The following is a 22,135-nucleotide window of genomic DNA, read 5'->3' on the forward strand; positions in this document are numbered from 1 at the left end:
TTACATTAGAATGTTAAAACTTTTTTCGCTGTTTCCATTACATCTTTAAAATTCGGTAACCAAACACCTTCAGCTTGTGGGAATGGGTACACTGTATCCGGTGCTGCTACACGAAGAACAGGAGCCTCTAAGCTCAAAATTGCACGTTCTGTAATTTCAGCGACAACATTCGCAGCAATACCTGCTTGTTTTTGTGCCTCTTGAACAACGATTGCTCGGCCTGTTTTCTCAACTGACGCAATGATTGTTTCAATATCAATTGGTTGAATTGTACGTAAATCAATAACTTCTACAGAATGTCCTTCTTTTTCTAGTTCTTCTGCAGCCTTTAAGCTTTCGTGTACCATTAAGCCATATGCAACAATTGTTAAATCTTTACCTTCACGTTTTACATCAGCTTTACCTAGTGGAATTTCGTATGCTTCCTCAGGTACTTCTTCACGGAATGAGCGATATAATTTTAAATGCTCTAAGAAAATAACTGGATTATCATTGCGAATAGAAGAAATAAGTAAACCTTTAGCATCGTAAGGTGTTGATGGTACAACTACTGTTAAACCTGGTTGAGCTGTCATTAAACTCTCTAAGCTATCAGAGTGCATTTCTGGTGTATGCACACCGCCGCCGAATGGAGAACGAATTGTTACAGGTGCATTGTACACACCACCGCTACGGTAGCTTAAACGTGCTAATTGCCCACTGATAGAATCCATTACTTCATATACGAAACCGAAAAATTGAATTTCTGGAACTGGACGGAAACCTTGAAGAGAAAGACCGATCGCTAACCCACCGATACCTGACTCTGCTAATGGTGTATCAAATACACGGTCAACACCAAATTCTTTTTGTAGGCCTTCAGTTGCTCGGAAAACCCCACCGTTGACGCCTATATCTTCTCCGAATAAAAGAACGTTTTCATCATTCTTTAATTCTGTGCGAAGAGCATCTGTAATTGCTTGAATCATCGTCATTTGTGCCATAAGTTATTTCGACTCCTTCTCTTTGTAGATTTCATACTGTTCTTTTAAATTAGATGGCATTTCGCCTTTATACATATTTTCCATTAACTCTGTAACTTTTTGTTTAGGTGCAGCATCAGCTTTTTTGATTGCGTCTTTAATTTCTTCTTTCGCGCGCTCGATAACAGCCTCTTCTTTTTTCTCATCCCATAAACCTTTACCCTCTAAGTATTTACGGAAACGAACTAGAGGATCTTTTTGAGCCCATTCGTTATCTGTATCTGATGTACGGTAACGTGTTGGGTCATCCCCAGCCATAGTATGTGGGCCATAACGGTAACACATTGTTTCAATGAAAGTTGGACCTTCACCATTAATTGCGCGTTCACGTGCATCACGAGTTGCAACATAAACTGCAAGCGCATCCATACCATCAACTAAAATACTTGGAATACCTGCTGCAATACCTTTTTGTGCAATTGTTTTTGCAGCTGTTTGTAATTCACGTGGTGTAGAAATCGCGAATTGGTTATTTTGTACGATGAAAATTGCAGGCGCTTTAAATGCACCAGCAAAGTTTAAACCTTCGTAGAAATCACCTTGTGATGACCCACCATCACCTGTATAAGTAACTGCTACTGCTTTTTTACCTCGTTTTTTAATACCAAGTGCCACCCCAGCAGCTTGGATATATTGTGCACCAATAATGATTTGTGGAGCTAATACGTTTACGCCTTCTGGAACTTGATTTCCTAAGAAGTGACCACGTGAGAATAAAAATGCTTTATCTAACGGTAAACCATGCCACACAATTTGTGGAACATCACGGTAACCCGGTAAAATCCAATCTTCTTTTTCTAATGCATAATGAGAAGCAAGTTGTGATGCTTCCTGACCTGCTGTTGGTGCATAGAAGCCTAAGCGACCTTGACGGTTAAGAGAAATGGAACGTTGATCTAAAATACGTGTATAAACCATACGCGTCATTAACTCAACTAACTCTTCATCTGATAATTTCGGATCTGCCTCTTCATTTATAATTTCGCCTTCTTCGTTCAAAATTTGAAACATTTCAAACTTTTCTTCGATTTCAGTTAGCGTTTGTTTTGGATCAAAAATATTATTGTTTTTCTTGCTCATTTGTCACATCTCCCTTTCAACTGTATTAAAATAAATCACTTTTAAACTAGTACAACTTATTCTTAGCACTCAGTATACTGAATAAAATACTGTCGGTCAATCATATATTACGCCCAATACCAAAGAATTTTTCTACAAAAACGATTACCACAGACTGTCCTATACTGTATTACTAACCCCAAAAATCTGTATTACAACAACATTCATCAAGCGCACAAACATTACGTTTCAATACATAATTACCAATAGTAGAATACCCCAGTTCTCTATAATCTAATAGCAACATAAAATATTTTTAAGTTTATTCAAATAAAGTCTTTTTTCATGTGCATGTTTTGATAGGTGATGTATACTTATAAGTAAGGTAATACAAAGATTGAAAGGAAGATTTACTCATGATTTTAATGGATGATATTATTCGCGAAGGCCATCCGACTCTCCGCACAAAAACAGAGGAAGTTCTATTCCCTTTAACTGATGAAATAAAACAGCTTGCTACAGATATGCTTCAATTTTTAATTAACAGCCAAGATCCTGAAATAGCTGATAAGTATGATTTGCGTAGTGGCATCGGTTTAGCTGCTAATCAAGTAAACAGCCTACATCGAATGTTCGCTCTTCATTTGAAAGACGAAAACGGCGAACAACTTAGCTTTGTTGCTATCAATCCTAAAATTGTTAGCCACTCTGTTGAAAATACCTACTTGCCTACCGGCGAAGGCTGCTTATCTGTTGATCGTAATGTACCTGGTTACGTGCCTCGTCATGCACGCATTACAGTGAAATTTAAAACAATCGACGGTGAAGAGAAAAAAATGCGTCTATCAGGCTTACCAGCTATTGCATTCCAGCATGAATTAGACCATTTAAATGGCGTCATGTTTTATGATCGTATCAATGAAAAAAATCCGTTTGCTGAAATTCCAAACGCTGTACCGTACGAACGCGACTAAGACAAGCTTCTTCGTAACGCTGACTCGTTAAATGCAAAGTGTTCGTCAATTAAATATTATTAAGAAGAACTTAGCTAGTCCCTCTCTTTTGCAATAGATAATATTTTGCAGAGGGCATTAGTTGATGGTAGCGAAGGCGGTGACTCCTGCGGGAACGCACGCAGCGTAAGCCGCAACAGTCGGCGCGATAGCGACGGTTGCGGCTTACGTGTGTGCCCGCGGAAAGCATCCGCCGTAGCGGACATCAACGAAATAGCAAAAAGTGTTAGATTGACTGCAATCAATCTAACACATTTTGCTTTTATATTTTTGCTAAATGCTTTATTTTAAACTAATCGTTCATTAATCGTTTCAATTAACGTAGGAAGCTCTTCCATTGTTTGGATAGTATAATGTGCGCCCATTTGTTCAAAAATAGCTTTGGTTTTTTCGATTACAGCGACTTGCTCATCATCAGATAAGCCCATAAATTCCTGTTCCGTTAAACCCATTTCTGAACTACCGATGATGACACCGACAGCCCAAACTCCAGCATTTAGTGCCTCTTGAATATCTGAAGTAGTATCCCCAACTTTAACAATTTGCTTTGTTGCTTTTACACCAAGCTCCTCAATATTTCTGAAAATCATATAAGGATACGGACGCCCTTTATCTCCTACGTCAGTTGGCGTGACTAAAAAGTCAGGCTTATACCCTTTTTCCTGAGCGTGATGAGTCACTACTTCCATCATAGTTTTAGTATAGCCTGTTGTAGAGCCTATACTTATTCCTGCCTGTTTTAAATGATTAACCGTTTCTATTACATGTGGGATTGGATCGGTGTACATAGCTAGTGATTCCATTAGCTTCGTTTCAAACTGTGAATATAACGCTTGGACATCTTGTTCTGTATATGCGCGTCCATACACTTGTTCCCAAGCCTCACTTATTCTAGTCATTTCAAGCATTGTTCGAATATGGTCAATTTTTAACATTCCCATAGGTTTACGCGCTTCTTCCAGCGTCACCGTTACACCTGCATCTTCAAAAATTGTTAGAAAAACATTTACTGGAGCAAAACATCCGAAGTCAACCGCCGTACCTGCCCAATCTAAAATTACCGCTTCAATTTTCATTATTTTTCACCGCCATATAGTTTTCAATAACATTGCATAATGTATTAATATCTTCCTCGTGAACATCCCCGATATTGCCAATTCGGAATGTATCGAATTCAGTTAATTTCCCTGGATAAATGACAAAGCCAGCTTGTTTCATCTCATGATAGAAATGATCGAAAGAAAATGCTTCATTTGGATATAAAAACGTTGTAATAATAGGTGATTGAACTTCCTCAGAAATGTAGGCCTTAAATCCACATCGCGATAATCTTTCACGCAATATTTGATTGTTTTTTGCATAGCGTTTGTAGCGCGCCTCAATTCCGCCTTCTTCAGCAAGTTCCTCAAGTGCTTTCGCAAATGCCGCCACAACATGTGTCGGTGATGTAAAACGCCATTTCCCATCCACTTTCATCACTTGCCATTGGCTGTATAGATCTAACGCAACACTTTTGGCTATACCTTTACATTTTTCTAACGCTTCAATTTTCGCAATGACAAATCCAAAACCAGGAACGCCTTGAATACATTTGTTAGCACTACTGATTAAAAAGTCAATTTGACCGTTTGACAAATCCATCGGCACACCACCAAAGCTACTCATCGCATCTACAATAAATGTTTTATTGAACGAATGAACGACTTGTCCTATTTCATCAATAGGATTTAAAATTCCCGTTGTCGTCTCACAATGTACTACCGCTACATGAGTAATGGTAGCATCGTTTTCTAAAATAGTGCGCACTTCTAGCGGCGATGGTTGCTCATTATATGGCACACAATAAACGATGTGCTGTAACTGAAGTGCTTTCGCCATTTCTACGATACGTTCTCCATATGCACCATTCGTTAAAATAAGGACTTTATCAAGGTCACAAATAGTAGTTGTAAGTACAGACTCAACAACGAAGCTACCACTTCCTTGCATTAGTACTGCTGAATAATTTGTTTCATCCACTTGCGCTAATTCTACTAGTCTTTTACGTATTGTTTGTGTGACTTGCTTGTAGTCGTCATCCCATGTACAGCGATCCATTAACATCTCCTTTTTTACTGCTTCTGTTGTTGTTAATGGTCCTGGTGTTAATAATTTGTAGTTATTCATGTCATTACGCCCCTTTATTGTTGTGCTTCTTTAAAGAATGCTTGATGTTTTTCTAATAAATCGACAGTTAAAGTCGTATCCCACTTTTTCAAATACTGTGGTACGTATTCATCATCTACTTGCTCACCTTCATAAAGCGCTACCGGATATTGTTTCAACAAATCTGCTCGTGCCTCTGTCGCAATTACCTTTGCCATTTCAATTGCCAACGCTTCATCGCCCTCTTTATCTACAACAGCTACAGATTCTGTTAACGTAAAGTTGCCTTCAGTTGGGTCAATATAGTCAATTGGTAAGCCCTCATTTTTTGCATCAATTGCTTGAATACGTAACCCGAACCCAGCTGCCACTTCACCTGTTTTCACCTTTTTAATAGGACCAGAGCCAGAACTTTCAATATGAGGACCAGCATTTTTAATTAAATCCGCTAATACTTTCTTCCCTTCTTGTTCTCCGTATTCATTCATAATCGCTTGTACTAATAACCAACCTGTAGATGAATCTAGAATATTAGGAAATGAAACTAAATCTTTAAATTCAGGGTTCGTTAAATCCTTTATTGTTTTCGGGACAGGTAGCCCTTTTTGTGCCAATAAATCTGTATTGATAAAAATTGATCCTACATTCCCTAAAATCGGTAATGCATAGGATGATCCACCATCTATTGGCTTTAAGTCAGAGGGAAGTTCGACAAACATGGATTTTGATGTTTGAGCACTTTCTATAAAATACGAAGCTATCGTTACAACATCCGCTTCAATATCAGTTCCTTCTGCCATCATTTTTCCACCTAATTCAGACGTACCAAATGATTGGATTATATACTGCCCTTCATAGCCTTTTTTATCTAACGTTTCTTGCATTACCTCAATTGCTTCATCATCTGCATTCGAATAAATGATTACCTGTTTGTTTGCATCGGCCTCTGCACTGCCACATGCAGCTAATACAATTGCAGAACTAACAGTACCTAACATCATGATTGTTGACTTTTTCATCATTCCATCTCCTTACCCTTTTCTTTAGTTGTTGTTATATAGTCACAACCTAATTTCACAATGAGGTTAGTGCATAAAATAAAAATGGAGAGAACAAAAATATCTGTATACTTCGCAAAATGCTGAAGTTCTTTTATGCGCGTGGAGACAAGCATTGTTTTCGTACTAACAAGGAAAATTACCCCACTAACAGTCACCATGGCATTTAAAAAATAGTAGCTAAACATTTGAAAAATAGTAGGGCGGATATTTGGTAAAATAACGCGTACCACTGTTTGAATCCATGAGTCTTTTAGCAATTCCCCCGTTACTTCCCATGTAGGGTCCATTTTTTGCAAGGAGTTTTTCGCCATCAAATACGGTGTTGTAAAAAAATGAACGACAGTATAGGCAATAATAATGAAGAAGGTCCCCTTTAGCGAACTTCCATTAAAGAAAAATAAATAAGAAAGACCAAGAACCATCCCCGGCACGGTGTTCGTAACCATTGACATAATATCTATCGTTTTCCTGCCTTTCAGTGGCGTTCTGACATTTAGAAGAGCTGAGACAAATGCTATACAAACACCTAAAACGGCTGTACAGAAAGCAACGATGAGTGAATTCAAATAAACTCTAGTTAAATTTTTTTCTGCTAAAACATTTTGCACATGTTCCAATGTGAAGCTAAAGTCATATGGATACCCTTTTGTAAATGGCACGATGAACATTGTCGAGAAGATGATAAAAATCGAACTCACACATAGTAATGAAAAAACTGTAAATGTACTATCGCGCAAACGATGTACTACTAGCTCACTTTGACTAGCGTGCTTGTATTGAAAATTAAATCGATCTAGCAAACTTAACATCACGATACCAAGTACAGCAGGCACAAGCATCAATACAGAAATTACCGCACCTTGCTCAAACCGCACAATAGAGCCAAGCATCGCTTGATAAAGCTCTGTAGCGATCACTTTATAAGTGCCACCTACCGATGCTGGTATTCCAAAGTCCGTAAAGCTTAAAATAAACGTTAATATAAAAGCTCCACCAATAGTTCCTATCATTGGACGAAGTACGGTATGGTAAAATCGACGTGACGGTTTATCATGCATTAGCATAGAAACGAGCAAAAACCGTTTATCGATGTACTGCATGGAATTTTGCATCAAAATAAAGGCAACAGGTAATGTGTAGAGCACATAGCCAATTAACAATCCATTAAATCCATAAATAGTCACTATAGGCTGACCTACTATTTTTGTAATAATGCCTTGATTACCAAATGTATAAATCAGTACAAATCCATAGGTGATTGTCGGCAACAACATCGGCAATGTTACCCCTACATGTACTAGTTTTTTTACAAACTGATTCATCGTCGTAAAATGTAATGCATAAGCCAATGCAAACGCTAAACAAGTTGTGATAATAGCAGCTACAAATGACACTTGAAAACTATTGAGAAAAGCTTCACGTATTTCAACGCTCTGTAATGCTTCTACATAGTTTCGTAACGTTATGCTATTGCCTTTTTTCAAGGACTGCCAAAACATATAAAGTAAAGGCACAATTAAAAAGAAGAGAAAAAAGAATGCAACGGGCATAAACAAAATTTTCACCATTTTATTAGTTTTAAGCATAGGATTCTCCAAACAGCTGGTAAATGTTATGACGTTTTATGTGAAGTTGCCTTAAGATAAAGTCTTCGATAAATTGATTTTTTGGTGTTTTTAATATTTCATGAGGTGTACCATATTGTGAAACAGTGCCCTCATTAATAATTAGTACTTTATCTGATAACGTAAGCGCCTCTTCAGGATCATGCGTCACGATAATTGTCGTTAGATTAAATTGCCGTGCAATCGATTTAATACGCTCTTTAATCGATTCCTTGATTACCCCATCAAGCGCACTTAATGGTTCATCTAGTAATAATATTTTCGGTTGCATCACGAGTGTTCTAGCAATTGATACACGTTGTTTCTGCCCACCTGATAATTCGTGAATCTTCTTATGTAAATGTGGGGCTAATTCTAAAAAATCAACATACTCTTGTATCTCGTCTTTTGTCATTTGCTGTTTTTTATTTTTTAAGCCATATACGATATTGTCGTAAGCATTTAAATGTGGGAACAACGCGAAATCTTGGAAAACGATATTAAATCCCCGTTCCTGCATGGATTGTTTCGATATATCTTGTCCATTGTAAAAAAGTTGCCCATTCGTTTGCTCTGTAAGACCTAGAACAATGTTGAGTAATGTTGTTTTGCCACAACCACTCGGCCCCAATAAAGAAACTATTTCTCCAGAGCCAATCGTTAAATTTATATCTTTTAAAACTTTTTTATTTTTATAGCTTTTTGAAATATTTCTTAGTTCCAACAAATCGCTCACTCCTTTTGAGTTGTTACTCACAGTATAGTGGCAATTTGTAAAGGCAAATAACATGTTTGTGTAAATGTTGAGTAAATTCTGACAAACTGTTGACAAAGTTGTTACCACTTTGAGTAAATAACAAATAGAGGTGATTAAATGTATACATTAGAAAGGCAGCAACATATTTTGCAATACGTGCGCAATAACAAGGTAGTGAAATTAGTTACCTTGACAAAAGAATTCAATGTATCAATGGAAACTATCCGAAGAGATATTCAATTACTTGTGCAAGAGAAGAAAATTGAGAAGTTTTATGGGGGCGTAAAATATATTGAACCTGTCGAAGGGCTAATGGACAATCGATTAACGCAGCAACTAACAGAAAAAATTGCGATTGCAAAAACTTGCGCATCTTTAGTAGATGATGGTGATTGCATATTTATTGATAGTGGTACAACAACCTATCAGATGACGCCATTTCTTTTAGGAAAAGAAAAACTAACAGTTGTTACGAATTCTCTACCTGTGGCATTTGATTTAATCGGCTCTAATATTGAAGTAATGATTATAGGCGGGAAGATACGTCATTCAGAAAAGTCGGTCACTTCTAATGATTTTCTTTTCCGATTCGAGCATCTAAATATTAATAAGGCGTTTATATGCGCAAGTGGAGTAACGCTTGAAAAAGGAATATCCGATTTCAGTCTAGAAGAGGCGATGACGAGGAAACAGCTCATTAATATATCGCAAACAGTTTATGTTGCAACGGATTCTTCTAAATTTAATAAAGATGTCGCAATTCAAGTGTGCCTGTTAGATCAGGTCGACAAGATTATTACCGATAACAAGCTCTCTAAAGAGACTCTAAAGCAGTATACTGACGCAGGAATTAAGCTGGAGATTGTTGAGGTCGGGTCCTAAAGTGTAAAAAATTCAGAATTGTTCGGGTGCCTGGCACTCTAGCGGGCACGACGTAAGCCGCAACCCTCGCTATCGCGCAGATTGTTACGACTTACGTTTCGTGCGTTCCCGCAGGAGTCTTATAGATTTTTAAATATATTCTATGGGTAAAATTCAGAATTGTTTGGGTGCCTGGCACTTATATAATTTTTAGGTAACGCATCGCTTTCGCAAGTCCGTCTGCATCTACATGGTCTGTAATATGGGAGGCAACTGCCTTTACTCTTTCATGGCCATTCCCCATCGCTATGCTCGTACCAACAGCCTCTAACATTTCAATATCATTAATACCATCACCAAAAGCAATTGCATCATCTAATGTTAGGTCCATTTTTATGAGCACTTTTTCGATTCCTGCAGCTTTCGAGCCACCTTTAGGCAAAATATCACAAGAATATTGATGCCAACGTACAAACTGGACATTTGGAAAAGCTTCGTAATACAAATGTTCATCTTTCTCTTCCATAAAGATCAGTGTTTGATAAACATCGTTCTGCATATAATAAGATGAGTCTAGTTCTGGATATGGGTATTTTAAAGTATCGAGACTTTCGGATACCATGTTATGCCCTCCAACTGACGCGATCATTCGCTTGTCGTCCAAAAAAACAACTGGTTCATTTCGCGCTTCACCAAAGGCAATAATTTCCGCTAACTCATCTTTTTCAACACCATTTGTATAGACAACCTCGCCACGATAAACAACGTACTGTCCATTGAAGGTCACATACGTATTAATATCAAGCTCTTTTAACAATGCTTGAATCATAAACGGTGCACGTCCAGTGGCAATTGCAATCTCATAGCCTTTACGACGTGCTTCAAATAACGCTTCCTTTGCTGAAGCTGGCAATATTTTTTCACTGTTATAAAGTGTTCCATCTACATCAAAAAATAAAATTTTATTCATTTTATAATTCCTTTCTTTTTGTTGTTGCAAAGGCAAAATACTTTACACAGGCATCGTTTTTAATTATAATGATCCTAAGGAGTGATGTGCCATGTTGAAGAAACTAAAGCAAAAATTGTTGAAGCAACTTCGCGGCGTACTCGGAAAAAAATCAATTGCCTAACATTTGCCCTTCATTATTTGAAGGGCTTTTCTTTATTTTAGAGTAGCCGCGTGATAATATAAAGGAAATGCATTTATTTGTCTATGCGCAACCACTGTCTCATTGCCTTTATGAAAAGTGCAAGATTAAAGTATTGAGATACAAGAAATTCAAACGCTCATTTCTTTATTAGTTTGAAGTATACTAGAAATTCGCGGTTTTTTCTTGTAGTACGTGTGTGGTAATAGCCAAATCTGCAATAATAATGTACGCAATCAAAGGAGAGCAAACTATGATTTACAAAGTTTATTATCAAGAAAAAGAAAATGAGATTCCAGTTCGCGAAAACACTAAAAGTCTATATCTTGAAGCTGCTTCAGAACGTGAAGTACGTGAAAAGTTACAAGACCGTCATTACAACATTGAGTTCATTCAACTGCTTGAAGGTAACTATTTAGACTACGAACAAGCAAGCCCGAACTTTATCTTGGAGGAAATTTAACAAACATGAAGTTTGTTAAAAATGACCAAGCAGCTGTTTTCGCGCTCGGCGGACTGGGCGAAATCGGCAAAAACACTTACGGCGTACAATTTCAAGATGAAATCATCTTAATTGACGCCGGAATAAAATTTCCAGAAGACGATTTACTCGGAATTGACTATGTTATTCCTGATTACACGTATTTAGTACGAAACGTCGATAAAATTAAAGGGTTATTTATAACACACGGACACGAAGACCATATCGGTGGTATCCCTTATTTACTACGTCAAGTGAATGTTCCTGTTTATGGTGGTAAGCTTGCACTTGGCTTATTGCGCAACAAACTTGAAGAGCATGGTTTACTACGTACAACTAAACTAATCGAAATTAAAGAAGATGATGTTATTAAATTTAGAAAAACATCTGTAAGCTTCTTTAGAACAACGCATAGTATTCCAGATGCTTATGGTATCGTCGTAAAAACACCTCCTGGCAATATCGTGCATACAGGTGACTTTAAATTCGACTTTACTCCTGTAGGCGAGCCAGCAAACTTAACAAAAATGGCTGAAATCGGTCGTGACGGTGTGCTGTGCTTACTATCTGATAGTACAAATGCTGAAAAACCAAATTTCACAATGTCTGAACGTACAGTTGGGAAAAGTATTGACGAAATCTTCCGCAAGGTTGATAGTCGTATTATTTTCGCAACATTCGCTTCAAATATTCATCGCTTACAGCAAGCAACAGATGCTGCCATTAAGTACGGACGAAAAATCGCTGTATTCGGTCGATCTATGGATAATGCCATTACAATCGGTCGTGAACTTGGCTACATTAACGCACCAAAAGATACATTTATTGATGCCCAAAGCATTAACCGTTTACCTGCCAACGAAGTGATGATTTTATGTACAGGCTCTCAAGGTGAACCAATGGCAGCACTATCTCGTATTGCCAATGGTACACACCGTCAAATTCAAATCCAGCCTGGGGATACAGTTATCTTCTCTTCTTCACCTGTACCAGGTAATACGGTTAGCGTAAATAAAATCATTAATTTACTTTTCCGTGCTGGCGCTGAAGTTATTCACGGTGCATTAAATAACATCCATACATCTGGTCACGGATCGCAAGAAGAACAAAAGCTAATGTTACGACTAATGAAGCCAAAATTCTTTATGCCTATCCATGGGGAATTCCGTATGTTAAAAATGCATACGCATTTAGCAGAAGATTGTGATGTTCCACTTGAAAATACTTTCGTTATGGAAAATGGTGATGTACTGGCATTAAGTGCAAATGAAGCACATGTTGCAGGTCGCATCCCTTCTGGTGATGTCTATATTGATGGTAATGGCATTGGAGATATTGGCAATATTGTACTACGCGACCGCCGTATACTTTCTGAAGAAGGTTTAGTAATAGTGGTTGTGAGCGTAGATATGGAAAAGCAAAAAATTGTTTCAGGTCCTGATATTATTTCACGTGGCTTTGTCTATATGCGTGAATCAGGTACAATGATTAATGAAGCACAAAAAATGCTGAACCGTCATCTTAACGAAACAATTCAAAGCAAAACGCCACAATGGACAGAACTTAAAAATGAAATTACGGATGTTTTAGGACCTTACTTATTTGAGAAAACTAAACGTCGTCCGATGATTTTACCGATTATTATGGAAGTATAAACTTTTAAATTAAGAAGCTACGCATTATTTGCGTAGCTTTTTTTATGTAAATACATTCTATTTTATTTGCATAAAATTATAGAGTTTTGTAAAAGGCTAAGCTCCCCCACTTTAATTTTGAAGGATGGCGTTTAACCTCCTTACATTTAGAATACACACACTTACCAGCAATATTTATTACGTGACGAGCTTTTTTTGCCTTTGCAAGCTAGAGTTAGCTTTTTTTGTTTCAGTTTTAATTTGATTTAATAAATTTCTAAAATATTGAAACCTCCTTTAACAAATTACGTATATAGTAATAACAACACGATTCCTTTCCCCCTTTTCGAAAAGAAACATTCTTTTGAATACAAGTTCAAAAAAATAGAATCGTCCACTATGCCTTCCTTGTGAACAATTCTATTCCATTGCTTAAAATTGGAAATATTTCTCTAATACATATGCAATCCATTGACATCCTGGCTGTAAACGGATATTTTCAATCAACCCTTTTATAATCGGTTTACTGTATGTTTGGTGCTCTATTTGATTTTTTAAAAGCTCCAATGATTCCCGTTCAATAGATGGCTCTAAATTATGGATGTTTTGTTCGATTAGTTGTAATAATGATTCCCGTGTAATGATTTCCTGATTACATGGTCTGGTCATTAATTGAACAAGTTCTTCGGTAATAAAAGGAATTGTCGTATGTCGGGCAATGATATCCGTCTTTTCCGCTAAAGATTTAGCTAATTGATCTAAATCGAGCGGCATATCTGAAAACATAAACAACTCGGCATAACTTTTCATAAATCCTTTGACACAATACATCACATCATATTTCGTTTCTTGCAGCTCGTCTCGATAAAGCTGTTCAAGCATACTGACGATCGCCTTCGACATGTCTGCTTCATAGGCACTCACTTTATGAAACAACTCTTTTTTTGTAAGAAATACCTTTTCATTAAAAAACACACGCGAAGAAGCTGAATGTTTTTTAAACGTTTGAAAAATACCTTTATAAAAATCTACCAACACTACATCTTTTTTGTTCTTGTTTCTGACTACTTGGTCAATATCCGCTATAAATTGCTGTAGGTAGTAGTCAACCATAGAAAAAAGAAGTTCATCTTTTGTTTTAAAAGACAAATAAAATGCCCCTTTAGAAATCCCACAGCGCTCTGTAATTTGCTGTACAGATGTTGCTTCAAAGCCTTGTTCAGAAAACAGCTCTAATGCTTTCTCCATAATCAGTTGCTTTTTTGACATATTTTCAAATCTCTCCTAATGCATTTCATTGACAAATGACCGATTAGTCATTATTATAAATAATTGAATCTAGTAAGTCAATAAAGGGTAGGTGTGAAGGTGAAAGGTTTAGTTAATTTTGTATTGAAGAACAAATTGGCAGTGTGGTTATTAACAATTATCATCACTGTCTCAGGTATTTATTCAGGTACAAGAATGAAAATGGAATCAATCCCTGATATATCGATTCCATACTTAATTGTAATGGGCGTTTATCCAGGTGCAACGCCTGAACAAGTCATGAATGAACTTTCCATTCCATTTGAAAAATCAATCGAAAGTTTAGAGGATGTTAAGGCAGTTTATTCTACTTCTTCATCCAACATTGCACAAGTTCAAGTTGAATATGACTACGGCATTGATATGGATGAGAAAAAACGCCAGTTAGAGTCAGCTTTAGATAATGTGAAACTCCCTGAGGGTGCACAAGAACCTACAATTATGGCAATTAGTATGAACATGATGCCTGTTGTCGCATTATCAGTAAGTAGCTCTAAGGAAGATATAGTTGAACTAACATCAACAGTAGAAGATTTATTACTTCCTAAAATCGAAAAAATCGACGGTGTTGCTTCAGCAACTATTACAGGTCAACATATTGAACAAGTTTCCTTTAAATATGACGAAGAAAAAATGGCTGCTCTCGGCTTAACAGAGGATACCGTCAAGCAAATGATTCAAGCAAGTGATATGTCATTATCGCTTGGTTTATATCAATTTACTGTTGGAGAACAAGCGGTTTCCGTAGATGGTAAAGTTAAATCTATCGACGAATTAAAAGATTTATTAATACCAGTCACACCTTCAGCAACACAACCTTCTCCTTTCGTGCGCTTAGGTGATATTGCCACGATTGAAGTAGAAGGTAAAGTACAATCTGTTTCACGCACAAATGGTAAAGATGCCATTGCGATTCAAATCGTAAAAGGTCAAGATGCAAATACAGTAACTGTTGTAAATGCTGTAAAAGATCTGATTAAAGATGAAGAAAAAAGAATTGACGGCTTAAAAGTGGATATCTCACTTGACCAAGGTGCTCCAATTGAAGATTCAGTCTTCACAATGATTGAAAAAGCAGTATTCGGTGGCGCAATTGCTGTATTAATTATTTTACTATTCTTACGCGATTTCAAATCAACAATTATTTCAATTATTTCTATTCCAGTTTCTGTTTTCATGGCTTTACTATTATTGAACTGGATGAATATTACATTAAATATTATGACACTTGGTGCAATCACCGTTGCCATTGGGCGCGTTATTGATGACTCCATAGTCGTAGTAGAAAATATTTATCGACGCATCCATTTGAAACAAGAAAAATTAACGGGTCGCGCACTTATTCGTGAAGCGACAATTGAAATGTTTAAACCAATCTTGTCTTCTACATTAGTTACTGTAGCGGTATTTGCGCCACTTATGTTTGTAGGTGGTATGGTTGGTGAATTATTCATGCCATTCGCATTAACGATGACATTTGCTTTAGGCGCGTCACTATTAGTAGCGATTACAATTGTACCAGCTTTATCTCATTTCTTATTCCGTAAAAAAATCTATGGAGAGAAAAAGGAAAGCCAACATCAAGAAGTTGGTAAATTAGCTACTTGGTACAGAGGTGTATTAGAGAAAGCGTTAAATCATAAAATTATTACTTCTACGATTGCGATATTAATGCTTGTTGGCTCACTTGCCCTCACACCATTAATCGGCTTTAGTTTCATGGGATCTCAAGAGGAAAAGGTAATGTATTTAACATATACACCTGGTACTGGTGAGTTAAATGATGAAACAGAAGCAAATGTGGCAACAGTCGAAAAAGAATTAATGAAACGTAAAGATATTGATATTTTACAAGTCTCTATTACAGATGCTACAAATGCAGATCCAGCAGCAATGATGATGGGCGGTGGAGCTGGTGGTGCATTAATGTACCTAATCTTTGACCCAGACATGAAAGACTTCCCTGCAGCACGTGAAGAAGTGGAAGACTATGTATTTAACATTGACCAATCGGGTGAATGGAAAAGCCAAAACTTCACATCAATGTCTATGTCTTCAAATGAAGTCAGCTACACATTATACAGTGAAAACTTAGATAATCTACGTAGCGCTGTAAAAGACGTTGAAGGTACATTAAAAGATGTTGATGGTTTAGAGGATGTTAAATCCGACTATGAAGACCCTTATGTAGAGCATGTCTTAAAAGTAGAGCAAAAAAATGTTTTACAATATGGTTTAACGACTGCCCAAATCGTCATGGCTTTAAATTCTTCAGCATCACAAGAAGTGTTAACAACAGTTGAACGTGATGGTAAAGACATTAATGTCATAGTAAAACGCGATGCAAAAGCAGCAGCTTTATCAATCGATGACATTTTAAAAACTGAAATTAAAACAGCTTTAGGTACAACGATGACAATCGGTGAATTAGTAGATGTTGAAGAAGGAACAACGCTTAATTCGTTATCACGCTCAAAAGGTGAATACTTCGCAACAGTATCTGCCACAATTATTGGCGATGATATTTCAAAAGCAACTTCTGCAGCTGATAAAAAAATCGATAAGTTAGACTTACCTAAAGGTGTGACAACAGGCGTATCAGGTGTAGCAGCAGATATGCAAGAAACATTCACACAACTTGGAATTGCTATGTTAGCAGCAATTGCCATCGTTTACTTTATTCTTGTCGTAACGTTTGGTGAAGGTTTAGCACCATTTGCTATCCTCTTCTCATTACCGTTTGCGGTAATCGGTGCATTTGTTGGCTTATATGTAACGAATCAAACGATTTCTGTTTCAGTTATGATGGGTCTATTAATGCTAATAGGTATCGTTGTCACAAATGCCATTGTACTTGTCGACCGCATTATCCATATGGAACGTGATGGACTGGGTATGCGTGAAGCAATTTTAGAAGCAGGTGCAACGCGTCTACGTCCAATTTTAATGACTGCAATTGCAACGATTGGCGCGATGATTCCAATGGCACTAGGTAATGGTGGTAGCGGATTAATTTCAAAAGACCTTGCAATTACAGTAATCGGTGGTTTATTATCTTCAACATTATTAACATTAGTAGTCGTACCAATTGTGTATGAAATGCTATCAAAAATGTTAAAGAAAAACCGTAAAGATATGGAAGAAAATTAATTAATAGTCGCAATGCTAAAAGGGCACCCCATAATGGCGTGCCCTTTTTTATCGTCTTCGTAACCATTGATTTTTGATTTAGAAGCTCCCTTTTCACGTAGAGGCTCTATTTTGGGGTTACGCCCCTAAAGTATCGTATTACGAATCCACCCAGCTACATCTTGTGGGTTAGTTAGTGGTAAAAAATGAAATCCATTAGGAACTTTTATTATTTTTGCAGTTGGTTGTCTTTCGTGAAAATTAGTTAATTTCCTATGTAACAACTCGTCTTGTTGATGATCTGCTAACAGTAATAAAACTGGCAAAGGAGTTTCCGTTTCTATACAATAATCGTGCTGGTCAACTGCCTTAGCCAAATAATTTATAGCTTCTTCCTTACTATGGTGACGGTAAATATTTTCCACTTTCACAAAATTCCCAATAAAATATTCGTACAAATATTGCCGATTTTCAGCTGTTGCTATGCCCATACTCTTTATTTCTTCATTTATCGCCTCTTGTAAATCTTCGAAGCTTTCAATAAAAGGCAATTTTATCTCCATCTCATCATCAAGATGATATTGTCCATGAAAATAATAGCCACCGTCTAATAATGTTAACGACTTTACCGAATTACTATAGTTTGTATAAAAATTTTGAATAATCCAGGCACCTATTGAATTTCCTACAAAATGAGCTTTTGTAATTTTTAACTCATCCATCGTTTCTTTAATTGTCTTGGTGTATGTTTTAAATGAAAAATCATTGTCTAGCAACCCATTATGCCCAGGTAAATCAATTGCGACAATATGCACTTCTGGTAATGCTTTGGCCAATGCAGCATACATTTCTTTCCGTTCCCCAAGTGCCGGAATCGCAACAATAACCTCGTTATGCTGATTGGCATTGTATTGTATATAATTTCTCATCGGCTACCCCTATTCTTTTTCTATCGTTTTCAATAACTGAAAGACAGCTTGCTCATGACCAAACCTTTCTAAAACCTTTACTTTTTGCATACCTAACTTTTCTAGTACACGACAGGAGGCAATATTTGCAGTTTGCGTTTCCGCTACTATTTTTGATAAATTTAAGCTGTCAAATCCATAATGTATGATGGCAAATAATACTTCAAACGCATAACCCTTACCCCAATATTGTGGTAAAAATTGATAACTCAGCTCATATGTCGTTTTTTCATGATATTCATCAATCGACACTAAACCAATAAACTCATTTTTGTTTTTTAATGAAATATAAAAATATGAATTAGGCAAAGGAGCTTGTAGCATGCTGTCAAAGGAAGAATAGATGTAGCTTTTTTCCGGTACCCCTCCAAGAAAGGCTCTGACATCCTCATTACAATACAATGAATAAATATCTTCAACATGGTTTGGCTTTAAAGACTGTATGATACAATTTTCGGTAATTAACATAATATGCCTCGCTATTTGAATTTTCTTTATTATGACAAAGCTATAATAGGAAATCAAACACAATTTTACATTTATTTGTTTTAATCCTATCAAAGCAAATAAAAGACCTGCGTCCGATACAATATCGAACACAGGCTAAAACTTTTTCAAAATCACTATGTCTATCTTCATTTCATAATGACTAGCAAGTTATTTAGTTGTTGAAAGCTTCTTTAAGCATTCTTTTCTAACTTCCCACTCTTCTTTTAACATGCCCATACGTATGGAATCATAATAGACACCCTCATACAAACGCACTTTGCGAATTTTCGCTTCCAATTGCATCCCTAATTTCTCTCCGACGCGAATCATCCGTTTATTTCCTGACCATGTCGTAAACCCAACGCGAACAAGTGGCATCGTAGAAAATAAGTGATCAATCCATAGTGTCATTGCTCTAGTGCCAAGTCCTTTGCCCCAATTATGCGACTCATGAAAAACAATGCCCATTTCTAACCACTTAGAAGGCTCATGCTCCCAATAATATGAGATTACACCACAAATAACGCCATCAACCTCAATTGCCCAAAAGTTTTTTTGATTAATAAATTGCTGTGACATTAACATAAAATCATGCAATGGTTTAGCTTGGTGCGGGAAATAGGGAGCATCCCATTTTTTCCATTCTGGTTGCTCGTCTTTATAAATAAGCTCCCAAATACGCTCTAAATCAGACTCAATGATAGGACGAATGTTTAATTCTTGATCTGTGTACATAAGCAGCCTCTTTTCAATTTTCATTTCATTTTTTAAATTGCTTGAAAAGTGGCATATCCTCTATATGCTACTTCTCAATCACATTCCATATCTGTTTCATATTCATCATTCCTTCCATTGTAATTAGGTAAATTATAGCATATTCCCATTTACAGTATGTCTTACTTGCAATTTGAACGTCACTTATTTTCTTTTTCGACCGATTAAAAGCGTTACTTGTGCCATTGTAAATGGTAATGAAGATTTTTTACGGTAAGCCACATATTTAGGCTCCCAAAAATCAGCATATTTTAATTTAAAATTTCTTAATCCTTTGAAATGATAGAAGAAATGTCCATGTAAAAATATTTGTGCTGCAATTTTTTCACTTAAAAAGGAATATCTCGATTGCCCAACATTTGATAACGGCGACATGCCCATATTGAACACTCGATACCCTTGTTCTTTCGTCCATTCAAACAGCGATAAAAAAATGAAATCCATCGTTCCGGAAGGTGCACCTGGCTTGAAACGCATGAGATCGACTGAAATTCTTTCGCCATTGTCATACATTGGCATAATACTAGCAAAGCCTATCACACCTTCTGCTCCTCTTAACACAGCAATGTTTGACTTGCTCAAATAGTTTTCATCGAAAAAGCCAAGAGAAAATCCCTTTTCAGCTCTTCCTTGCAGCCATTTACTTGATACCTCTTCCAATTCATTCATTAGTTCCTGTGAATATGGCGGGCTTAATAATGCAACCGTGTAGTTCTCCCGTTCAAACTTATTTTTTACCGCCCTACTACTCTTCATTTCTTTACCGGAAAACGTGAATTTTTCTAAATCAACAAATGCTTCCTCACCAAGTTTAAAAAAGCTGTAGCCATGCTCATGTAAAGAAGGGAAAATATTGTTGTTTATCTCATAAAAAACAGGTGTATATCCATGTTTATCTGCCAATTCCAAAAACTCTTGAATAGCTGATAAAAAATCACTTTCTCGCCCAACCGGATCTCCTAATACAACGATTTTATCTGCAAATATTTGATAAGCAAATAACACTGTATTCTTTTCATTCCAATATACGAATTTGTCATGTAAAAATATTAAATGAGAAAACTCAGTCCCTTTATATTCCACTAAGTGGTTTTTAATTTTATCTTCGTGCTCTCTTGATAGAAGTTGCTCCATTTTTTTAGGTCCGCGCGTAAAATAACCAAAGTAAAAAATGACACACGCAATGAGGATACCAATAATTGCACTAAAAAATAAATCCCGATAGTCGGTAAGGATATAGTATTGTAACGAAGTCGGAATATGAATTTTTGCAGTAGGTAAGTTGACATATCCAATAAATAAATACATTGCAGTAATAAAAAGAACGGCAGCAAGGTCAAATAGGATGACGCCCCATGTAAGGACATAACTTTCTCGATAAAATTGTTTTTTCGATGCCATGAGCAACACTGCGACAATTAGTAAAAAGATCGCTTCTTCATAATCAAAGCCTTTAATAATCGAGAATATAGCCGAGCTACTAAGCACGACGATTGCAAGCTGATAAGCTTTTTTCACTTTATATTTAATTCCCCTACACAATCCTAAAAGGATAAAGGCTGCTGCAACAGTCAATTGATGGGAGATATTCATAATTGGTGATGATAAAAACTCCTGAGCTATTTTTAGCCGACTTAAAACGCCAGGCACCGATGCCGATAGCAATAACACAATGCCTGAGATAAATACTAAAATCGTTAACAACATATGACTAATTTTTTGAAAAATAACATTTGGTAAGTCATCCCAAGATCGATTCCAGCGTTCCCAATAATCTTTAATAAATAATAGTACGGATACTAAAAATGGTAATACGAAGTAGCCAACACGGTACAAAATCAATAAGAAAAGTACTTTTTCTTCACCGATTCCAACACTTTGCGTCCCCCATAGAAATACGAGGTCGAATGAGCCAACCCCTCCAGGTATCATACTAATTATGCCAGCACATGAGGCAATTAAAAATATTGGTATAAGGGTCGATAACTCAATAGGTATATGCAAGATTAACGTTAACAGCCAAATAACGAAAAAAACGGCAAGCCATTCTGCTACTGAAGTAATGATTAACTGAAGAGATACTTTTATTGTTAGAGAGCTACCTTTTTTATAACGAATAAGGTGCATCCCAATAAAGGCTGGAACATATAAGCTGACAAGAATGACCGCAATTGAAAGCCACCGAATTTCTTTTAGTAATGGGAAGTCCCAAAAGAATACATACATTAGCCATGCTAACAAAGAGATACCTGTTAAATAAAAAAGAGTAACGGAGGCAATGCTCTTCAACAAGCCTTCTCGATCCTCTTTATATTTTGAATAAAAATAATTTCGTAGAAAAACGCCTACTAAACCACCAAAGCCAATGAGGTTGGAAAATGTATTGACGATAAATGAATTATTCAGCAAAGTGCGCTTGTTCATTTTGATTCCTAGTAGTTTAGCTAAAATGATATCGTAAAAAATCATCGGAGTAATCGCACAAAATGCGATGAAAAAAATCAATAACAGTTCCCATATTTGCAATTGACTAACTTCATTCCGAAGTAAATTAACATCTACGCCTCTTAGCGATTGCTGAATTTCATAAATAGCTATCGCTAACAGTATGACTGGAAATAAAATTTTCAGAAACCGCAAAAATGGTTCTTTCCTTATTTTGAACATATGCTAAACCTA

At 36.5% G+C, this 22,135-nt stretch carries 18 protein-coding genes; 5 read left to right on the forward strand and 13 right to left on the reverse strand.

The window, feature by feature from the left end; genetic code table 11:
- Positions 1–5: 5 nt before the first annotated feature.
- Positions 6–983: an alpha-ketoacid dehydrogenase subunit beta gene (locus ACQKNX_RS14600; protein ID WP_173477915.1), complete on the reverse strand. Its 978-nt coding sequence runs from the start codon at positions 981–983 to the stop codon at positions 6–8.
- A gap of 3 nt (positions 984–986) precedes the next feature.
- On the reverse strand, positions 987–2,102 hold the full coding sequence (gene pdhA, locus ACQKNX_RS14605; protein ID WP_427429497.1) for a pyruvate dehydrogenase (acetyl-transferring) E1 component subunit alpha: 1,116 nt from the start codon (positions 2,100–2,102) through the stop codon (positions 987–989).
- Positions 2,103–2,497: 395 nt separating this feature from the next.
- Between pdhA and def the strand changes: the two genes are divergently transcribed.
- Positions 2,498–3,055, forward strand: a complete 558-nt coding sequence (gene def / locus ACQKNX_RS14610; RefSeq protein ID WP_340826072.1) for a peptide deformylase — start codon at positions 2,498–2,500, stop codon at positions 3,053–3,055.
- A gap of 326 nt (positions 3,056–3,381) precedes the next feature.
- Here def and phnX read toward each other — a convergent pair whose 3' ends face one another.
- From phnX to ACQKNX_RS14635, 5 genes are read right to left on the reverse strand one after another with little or no spacing between them, the layout of a single operon-like run.
- Positions 3,382–4,170: a phosphonoacetaldehyde hydrolase gene (gene phnX / locus ACQKNX_RS14615; protein WP_427429498.1), complete on the reverse strand. Its 789-nt coding sequence runs from the start codon at positions 4,168–4,170 to the stop codon at positions 3,382–3,384.
- Positions 4,160–5,260: a 2-aminoethylphosphonate--pyruvate transaminase gene (phnW, locus tag ACQKNX_RS14620; RefSeq protein ID WP_427429499.1), complete on the reverse strand. Its 1,101-nt coding sequence runs from the start codon at positions 5,258–5,260 to the stop codon at positions 4,160–4,162. The genes phnX and phnW overlap by 11 nt, the downstream gene beginning before the upstream one ends.
- Positions 5,261–5,274: 14 nt before the next feature.
- Entirely contained in the window at positions 5,275–6,258 is a 984-nt protein-coding gene (locus tag ACQKNX_RS14625; protein WP_427429500.1) for an extracellular solute-binding protein, read from the reverse strand.
- Positions 6,258–7,886, reverse strand: coding sequence for an ABC transporter permease subunit (locus tag ACQKNX_RS14630; protein ID WP_427429501.1), 1,629 nt, complete (start codon positions 7,884–7,886; stop codon positions 6,258–6,260). The genes ACQKNX_RS14625 and ACQKNX_RS14630 overlap by 1 nt, the downstream gene beginning before the upstream one ends.
- The gene (locus tag ACQKNX_RS14635; RefSeq protein ID WP_427429502.1) at positions 7,879–8,631 is read right to left on the reverse strand and encodes an ABC transporter ATP-binding protein; all 753 of its coding nucleotides are present in this window, start codon (positions 8,629–8,631) and stop codon (positions 7,879–7,881) included. Before ACQKNX_RS14635 ends, ACQKNX_RS14630 begins: the two co-directional genes overlap by 8 nt.
- Positions 8,632–8,778: 147 nt before the next feature.
- Here ACQKNX_RS14635 and ACQKNX_RS14640 point away from each other — a divergent pair, with 147 nt between their 5' ends.
- The gene (locus ACQKNX_RS14640; RefSeq protein ID WP_427429503.1) at positions 8,779–9,543 is read left to right on the forward strand and encodes a DeoR/GlpR family DNA-binding transcription regulator; all 765 of its coding nucleotides are present in this window, start codon (positions 8,779–8,781) and stop codon (positions 9,541–9,543) included.
- 178 nt (positions 9,544–9,721) lie between these two features.
- Here the strand turns inward: ACQKNX_RS14640 and ACQKNX_RS14645 are convergent, their stop codons facing one another.
- A complete protein-coding gene (locus ACQKNX_RS14645) occupies positions 9,722–10,492 on the reverse strand; it encodes a Cof-type HAD-IIB family hydrolase (protein WP_427429504.1) in 771 nt (256 codons plus the stop codon).
- 434 nt (positions 10,493–10,926) lie between these two features.
- Here ACQKNX_RS14645 and ACQKNX_RS14650 point away from each other — a divergent pair, with 434 nt between their 5' ends.
- Positions 10,927–11,136, forward strand: a complete 210-nt coding sequence (locus tag ACQKNX_RS14650; RefSeq protein ID WP_427429505.1) for a DNA-dependent RNA polymerase subunit epsilon — start codon at positions 10,927–10,929, stop codon at positions 11,134–11,136.
- Between the two features lie 5 nt (positions 11,137–11,141).
- Positions 11,142–12,809 carry a ribonuclease J1 gene (gene rnjA, locus ACQKNX_RS14655; RefSeq protein ID WP_427429506.1) on the forward strand — a complete coding sequence of 556 codons (1,668 nt, stop codon included), beginning with the start codon at positions 11,142–11,144 and terminating at the stop codon, positions 12,807–12,809.
- A gap of 411 nt (positions 12,810–13,220) precedes the next feature.
- On the opposite strand, the gene ACQKNX_RS14660 is transcribed toward rnjA, so the two are convergent.
- Complete coding sequence (locus ACQKNX_RS14660; RefSeq protein WP_427429507.1) at positions 13,221–14,057, reverse strand: TetR/AcrR family transcriptional regulator; 837 nt, start codon at positions 14,055–14,057, stop codon at positions 13,221–13,223.
- A 99-nt stretch (positions 14,058–14,156) separates the two neighbouring features.
- Here ACQKNX_RS14660 and ACQKNX_RS14665 point away from each other — a divergent pair, with 99 nt between their 5' ends.
- Positions 14,157–17,246: an efflux RND transporter permease subunit gene (locus ACQKNX_RS14665; RefSeq protein WP_427429508.1), complete on the forward strand. Its 3,090-nt coding sequence runs from the start codon at positions 14,157–14,159 to the stop codon at positions 17,244–17,246.
- Positions 17,247–17,371: 125 nt separating this feature from the next.
- Here ACQKNX_RS14665 and ACQKNX_RS14670 read toward each other — a convergent pair whose 3' ends face one another.
- The 4 genes from ACQKNX_RS14670 to mprF all read right to left on the reverse strand — a co-directional run bounded on the left by ACQKNX_RS14670 (position 17,372) and on the right by mprF (position 22,123).
- Positions 17,372–18,154 carry an alpha/beta fold hydrolase gene (locus ACQKNX_RS14670; RefSeq protein WP_427429509.1) on the reverse strand — a complete coding sequence of 261 codons (783 nt, stop codon included), beginning with the start codon at positions 18,152–18,154 and terminating at the stop codon, positions 17,372–17,374.
- Between the two features lie 9 nt (positions 18,155–18,163).
- Positions 18,164–18,661 (reverse strand): GNAT family N-acetyltransferase, encoded by a 498-nt coding sequence (locus ACQKNX_RS14675; RefSeq protein WP_427429510.1) that lies wholly within the window; start codon positions 18,659–18,661, stop codon positions 18,164–18,166.
- A gap of 189 nt (positions 18,662–18,850) precedes the next feature.
- The gene (locus tag ACQKNX_RS14680; RefSeq protein WP_427429511.1) at positions 18,851–19,417 is read right to left on the reverse strand and encodes a GNAT family N-acetyltransferase; all 567 of its coding nucleotides are present in this window, start codon (positions 19,415–19,417) and stop codon (positions 18,851–18,853) included.
- 183 nt (positions 19,418–19,600) lie between these two features.
- A complete protein-coding gene (gene mprF / locus ACQKNX_RS14685; RefSeq protein ID WP_427429512.1) occupies positions 19,601–22,123 on the reverse strand; it encodes a bifunctional lysylphosphatidylglycerol flippase/synthetase MprF in 2,523 nt (840 codons plus the stop codon).
- Positions 22,124–22,135: the final 12 nt, after the last annotated feature.

Source organism: Lysinibacillus sp. NPDC093712 (assembly GCF_050280025.1).
Lineage (GTDB): Bacteria > Bacillota > Bacilli > Bacillales_A > Planococcaceae > Lysinibacillus.

Bases quoted from the DNA above. Each gene is read 5' to 3' on its own strand.
- ACQKNX_RS14600 (WP_173477915.1), bottom strand. From the start codon at position 983: ATGGCACAAATGACGATGATTCAAGCAATTACAGATGCTCTTCGCACA.
- phnW (WP_427429499.1), bottom strand. From the start codon at position 5,260: ATGAATAACTACAAATTATTAACACCAGGACCATTAACAACAACAGAA.
- def (WP_340826072.1), top strand. From the start codon at position 2,498: ATGATTTTAATGGATGATATTATTCGCGAAGGCCATCCGACTCTCCGC.
- ACQKNX_RS14680 (WP_427429511.1), bottom strand. From the start codon at position 19,417: ATGTACACAGATCAAGAATTAAACATTCGTCCTATCATTGAGTCTGAT.
- ACQKNX_RS14670 (WP_427429509.1), bottom strand. From the start codon at position 18,154: ATGAGAAATTATATACAATACAATGCCAATCAGCATAACGAGGTTATT.
- ACQKNX_RS14645 (WP_427429504.1), bottom strand. From the start codon at position 10,492: ATGAATAAAATTTTATTTTTTGATGTAGATGGAACACTTTATAACAGT.
- ACQKNX_RS14630 (WP_427429501.1), bottom strand. From the start codon at position 7,886: ATGCTTAAAACTAATAAAATGGTGAAAATTTTGTTTATGCCCGTTGCA.
- ACQKNX_RS14650 (WP_427429505.1), top strand. From the start codon at position 10,927: ATGATTTACAAAGTTTATTATCAAGAAAAAGAAAATGAGATTCCAGTT.
- pdhA (WP_427429497.1), bottom strand. From the start codon at position 2,102: ATGAGCAAGAAAAACAATAATATTTTTGATCCAAAACAAACGCTAACT.
- ACQKNX_RS14625 (WP_427429500.1), bottom strand. From the start codon at position 6,258: ATGAAAAAGTCAACAATCATGATGTTAGGTACTGTTAGTTCTGCAATT.
- rnjA (WP_427429506.1), top strand. From the start codon at position 11,142: ATGAAGTTTGTTAAAAATGACCAAGCAGCTGTTTTCGCGCTCGGCGGA.
- phnX (WP_427429498.1), bottom strand. From the start codon at position 4,170: ATGAAAATTGAAGCGGTAATTTTAGATTGGGCAGGTACGGCGGTTGAC.
- mprF (WP_427429512.1), bottom strand. From the start codon at position 22,123: ATGTTCAAAATAAGGAAAGAACCATTTTTGCGGTTTCTGAAAATTTTA.
- ACQKNX_RS14640 (WP_427429503.1), top strand. From the start codon at position 8,779: ATGTATACATTAGAAAGGCAGCAACATATTTTGCAATACGTGCGCAAT.
- ACQKNX_RS14660 (WP_427429507.1), bottom strand. From the start codon at position 14,057: ATGTCAAAAAAGCAACTGATTATGGAGAAAGCATTAGAGCTGTTTTCT.
- ACQKNX_RS14675 (WP_427429510.1), bottom strand. From the start codon at position 18,661: ATGTTAATTACCGAAAATTGTATCATACAGTCTTTAAAGCCAAACCAT.